The sequence below is a fragment of the Flavobacteriales bacterium genome (genome assembly GCA_013214975.1).
Classification (GTDB): Bacteria; Bacteroidota; Bacteroidia; order DT-38; family DT-38; genus DT-38.
Genome location: JABSPR010000226.1, coordinates 1 through 5,147, shown reverse-complemented (window position 1 = coordinate 5,147; position 5,147 = coordinate 1). Strand labels below are relative to the sequence as shown.

The following is a 5,147-nucleotide window of genomic DNA, read 5'->3' as shown; positions in this document are numbered from 1 at the left end:
GGAGATTTTATGGGGAAGATTACTACTCTAGTATTTATAATATTTACGTTTTTTAGTTGCACTGAAAATCAGATTTCTAAGGATAAGTTGGGTGATGAATATGTACTTCACAATCTAAATAAGTATATTGGAGAATCAGATGAAATAGCCGATAAAAGAGCTGTTATTGGAGGTAGTATTAAAACTTGGGGTAGTGCATTCCCTAAAACATTGAATGCTTGGCTAAATGGAACTCACTTTTCTTCGGTTCTAATGGGTTTGATGTTTGAGCCGCTTTTTACTCTTCATAGCACTCAAAATAAAGTCATTGGCAATCTTGCTGAAAGCTGGATAGTTTCTAAAGATAAAAAAACTTATACCTTTAAAATTAGAGATTTTGCTAAATGGAGTGATGGGACTGATATAACGAGTGAGGATTTTCAATTTTATTACGATGTGATTATGAATCCTACAAACCTAACGCCAGTATCTAAAATAGGGCTTAAAAGATTTAATCGTCCAGTAATAATAAATAAAAAGTCTTTTTCGATAAAGGCCAAAGATTCACATTGGCAAAATTTTTATGAAGCCGGTGGATTAGTTCCGTTTCCTAAGCATGTTTGGAGTAATGTTAATTTCAATAAAATTAATTTTGAATTTCCAGTTACTTGTGGCCCTTACTATATAAAAGAATTGAAAAAAAATAGATATTTATATTTGGAAAAAATGACTAATTGGTGGGGTGAAAAATTAGCCTATAATCGTTATAAATTTAATTTAAAATCTATTAAGTACAAATTCATGAATGACCGGAATAAAGCTTTAGAGGCACTTAAGAAGGGAGATTTTGATGTGTATTCCATTTATACTTCTTCACTTTGGGTAAAGCAAACTCATTTTAAAGCTGTCAATAAAGGTTGGGTATCGAGAGAGAGAATATTTAATAAAGAGCCTATTGGATTTCAAGGATTTGCAGTCAATTTAAGGAAGAAAAGATTTCAAGATAAAAGAGTTCGAATCGCTCTATCAAAATTGTTAGACAGACGGACAATGAATAAAAAATTAATGTACGATCAGTACTTTTTGTTAAATTGTTATTATCCAGATCTATATAAAAATAATATTAATCCTAAAGTAACTTTAGTTGAGTTTGATCCAGATGGTGCTAGAAAACTTTTTAAAGAAGCAGGGTGGTTGGTGAACGATAAAGGACATTTAGAAAAGAATGGAGAAATTTTTAAAATAAAAATAATGGCCTTTGATCCAGATGTTATTGCCAGACACCTTAATATTTATTCTCAAGCATTAAAAAAAGTAGGTATCGTTGTAGATATTCAACAGTTGAGTATGGCGACTATTCGTAAAAAAATTGATAAGAGGGATTTTGATCTACATTGGTCAGCATGGGGTGCGGGACGCTTGAAAAACCCAGAATCATTATGGTTTTCTGAATATGCAGATAAAGAATCCAGTTATAATATATCTGGTATAAAAAATAAAAAGATAGATGCTTTAATCGAAAAACAAAAGACGATTATGGATATTGAAAAACGCAATAAAATTTTAAGAGAAATAGATACAATATTGGCAGAAGAGATACCATATATATTACTTTGGCAAAATGATAATCATCGCCTTTTAAGTTGGAATAAATACGGCCGGCCAAAATATGTTTTTGATAAATATGGTAGCGAAGCATCTATCATCACTTATTGGTGGCAAGATGCAGCTAAATTAAAATTATTAAATCAAAACAGAAAGGAAAACCTTTCCGTTAGTATGAGGGATGTTGATATTCATTATCAGCCATGAAAAGATATTTATTAAAGAGATTATTATTAATTGTACCTACTTTATTTGGAATAACTCTAGTTTGCTTTGGGTTATTTCAAATAGTCCCTGGGGGCCCGGTAGAGGAATATTTGGTCAAGGTAAGACAGGCTAGTGTTGCCAGCGGTGGAGACACTAGTAGAGCATTAGACACTGATGAAATTGAGAATATAAAAAAATATTTTGGATTTGATAAACCGGTTCATATAAGATATTTATTATGGGTCAAAAATGTACTTACTTTAGATCTCGGAGAATCATATTCTCATAATGAACCTGTGTGGGATGTCATTGTTAGCAAATTTCCTATTTCAATATTTTTTGGTTTAACTTCATTTATTTTGTCCTATTTAATTTGTATTCCTTTAGGACTATATAAAGCAATATACAATTTGACAAGATTTGATAAATGGAGTTCTATTTTTATTTTTTCGGGCTATGTCATTCCAGGTTACGCTTTGGGAACCTTGCTTATCATATTATTTTGTGGTGGAACCTTTTTAGATATATTCCCATTGTCAAACATAATTTCTGATAATTTTGAGTCTTTAAGTGTTACTGGAAAAATTACCGACTTTTTGCACCATATGATACTTCCGATGATTTGTTATATGGCGGGTGAGTTTGCCTTTTTAACTATGCTTTTTAAAAATAGTTTGCTAGAAGAAATAAATAAAGACTATATTAGGACTGCTATTTTAAAAGGTTCTACATTAAATAAAGCAATATGGAAACACGCATTTAGAAATGGGTTAATTCCCATTGCTACGAGAATAGGAGAGATATTTACTGTAATGTTTGCTGGTGCTTTACTTATTGAAAAAGTTTTTGATATCGATGGTATGGGCCTACTCTCGTATAACGCAATTCTGGCGAGAGATTATAATTTGGTGATGGGAATAATTTTTCTTTCGAGTATTATGACATTACTAGGACGGTTGTTTGCAGATGTGATGTATGTGGTAGTGGATCCAAGAATTGATTTTAAATAAAATTATAATTTTTTCCGAGAGCACAATTAATAGGTGGATTTCATTTAAAAAAATAAAGCGCTCTTATTATTCTTTTTTGATTCTATCGATTGCTTATCTCCTTTCATTGTTTAGTCATTTCATTGCAATTGATAAACCTTTAATAATGAAATATAATGTAAACTATTATTTTCCTTCGGTTTTTTTTTATCAAGATTTAGAATTTGGAGGTGATTATAAAACCGAAGCGGATTATACATCAATGATTTATGAAGGTTTTTTTAAAAATGAATCAAATTGGTGTATACAGCCAATTATACCTCACGATCCTTTGCATTCTTATTTAGAATCTAAAGGTGTACCTCCTCATGCGCCCTCCTTAGTCCATTGGGTGGGTACGGATATAAGTGGAAGAGATATTTTATCTCGGTTAATTCATGGATTTAGGATATGTATGTCATTTGCTATATCTCTTACAATTATTTCCACAATAATCGGGATAATTATAGGGGGGGTTCAAGGGTATTTTGCTGGAAGGGTAGATATTTATATACAAAGGGCTATAGAAATTTGGTCTACACTACCTTTTTTATATATTGTTATTTTAATAGGTTCTATTTATGGAAGAAGTTTTACTATGCTCATTATAGTAATGAGTTTGTTTCAATGGATCGGCTTATCATATTATATGAGAGGGGAATTTTTAAAAATTAAGAATTATACCTATATAAAAGCAGCAAAGTCTTTAGGCTTATCCAATATTAATATCTTTTTTTCAGAAATATTACCAAACGCTATTACTCCTGTGATCACGATAGCGCCTTTTTCATTAATTGGAAGTATAGGAGCTTTAACTGCATTGGACTTTTTGGGATTTGGTCTCCAACCTCCAACACCCTCCTGGGGTGAACTATTAAGTCAAGGTTTACAAAGTTTGTATGCCCCTTGGATTACAATTTCTGCGGTGACTGCATTATTTATTACTTTGTTATTAGCAACATTCATAGGAGAGGGCGTGAGGGAAGCCTTTGATCCTAAAGGGAATAGAGCACATGACTAATATTATTTTAGATTATAGAAAGGTATCTATTGGCCTTAAAAAAGGGGATGAAGATATTTTACTCACTTCTGATGTAAGTATCCAAGTTAAAACACGAGAACTATTTTCTTTGGTGGGTGAATCTGGATCGGGAAAAGGTATTAGTTCTTTTGCTATCTTTGATATGTTTCCTCAGCCGGGCGGGTATCTCAAGAATGGTGAAATTTATTTTGAGGGTGTAGATCTTTTAAAAATTACTGAGCAAGAGAAAAGTAAAATTAGGGGTAATGAAATAAGTATGATATTCCAAGAACCGGGGTCTGCTCTTAATCCCTTAATGAAAGTTAAAAAGCAACTAGCAGAAGTTTTTTCCTATCATTCCTTTGATGGAAATGTAAATACCGGTATATATGAGGTGATGGGTAAGGTTGGATTTACTGATGTTGAACGAATATTAAATGCCTACCCACATGAACTTTCAGGTGGGATGCAACAAAGGGTCATGATTGCAATGGCGATCTTGTTAAAACCAAAACTTTTGATAGCCGATGAACCCACAACAGCATTAGATGTAACTATTCAGGCTCAAGTAATGGATTTACTTTTAGAAATTCAAGAAGAAATGGGAATGTCAATTATTTTTATATCTCACAATTTGGCTCTAGTTTCTCAATATGCGGATCATATGGCCATAATGTGTAAGGGTGAAATTGTGGAAACCCATGATATGAAAAATGATTTATCAGGTTTAAAACATTCTTATAGTCGACAGTTAATTGAAGCTGTTCCAAAATTATAATGAAAACTTTATTAAGTTGTAAATCTTTAAAAACTTGGTTCCCGCTGAAGAAAAAATTATTTTCTAAGGAGACCTCTTTTGTAAAGGCAGTAGATGGAGTAGATTTAGAACTACAAGAAGGAAAGATTATTTCTCTTGTGGGTGAATCTGGATCGGGAAAGAGTACTTTGGGATACAATCTGTTAGGACTAGTACCCATAACTTCTGGTGAATTATATTTAAATGGCAAACAAATTGATATTAAAAATATGAATGCTTGGGATAAATATCGAAAAGATTATCAAATCATTTATCAAGAGTCTTATTCTTCCCTTAATCCAAAAAATACAATTTATGAAATTATTTCTAAACCTCTTTTGAGGCATGACGTAGTAGATAAAAAAAATCTAGAATTTAAAGTCATTGAATTATTAGAGAAAGTTGGACTAAATGCGGATCATTTGTCGCGTTATCCCCATGCCTTTTCTGGTGGTCAAAGACAAAGAATAAATATTGCTAGAACTTTAGGTTTAAGTCCTAAACTAATTAT

The 5,147-nt window shown here is 31.8% G+C and carries 5 protein-coding genes; all 5 read left to right on the top strand.

What is annotated here, in order from left to right:
- On the top strand, positions 1-1,791 hold a 1,791-nt coding region (locus HRT72_07565), incomplete at its 5' end, for an ABC transporter substrate-binding protein (GenBank protein NQY67564.1).
- Positions 1,788-2,801, top strand: coding sequence for an ABC transporter permease subunit (locus HRT72_07560; protein ID NQY67563.1), 1,014 nt, complete (start codon positions 1,788-1,790; stop codon positions 2,799-2,801). The genes HRT72_07565 and HRT72_07560, both read left to right, overlap by 4 nt.
- Position 2,802: 1 nt before the next feature.
- Positions 2,803-3,840, top strand: a complete 1,038-nt coding sequence (locus HRT72_07555; GenBank protein ID NQY67562.1) for an ABC transporter permease subunit — start codon at positions 2,803-2,805, stop codon at positions 3,838-3,840.
- A complete protein-coding gene (locus HRT72_07550; protein NQY67561.1) occupies positions 3,833-4,618 on the top strand; it encodes an ABC transporter ATP-binding protein in 786 nt (261 codons plus the stop codon). Before HRT72_07555 ends, HRT72_07550 begins: the two co-directional genes overlap by 8 nt.
- The coding region (locus HRT72_07545) for an ATP-binding cassette domain-containing protein (GenBank protein NQY67560.1) at positions 4,618-5,147 on the top strand (530 nt) is incomplete at its 3' end. The genes HRT72_07550 and HRT72_07545, both read left to right, overlap by 1 nt.

Coding starts and splice junctions, on each gene's coding strand:
- HRT72_07560 (NQY67563.1), top strand. CDS start 1,788: ATGAAAAGATATTTATTAAAGAGATTATTATTAATTGTACCTACTTTA.
- HRT72_07550 (NQY67561.1), top strand. CDS start 3,833: ATGACTAATATTATTTTAGATTATAGAAAGGTATCTATTGGCCTTAAA.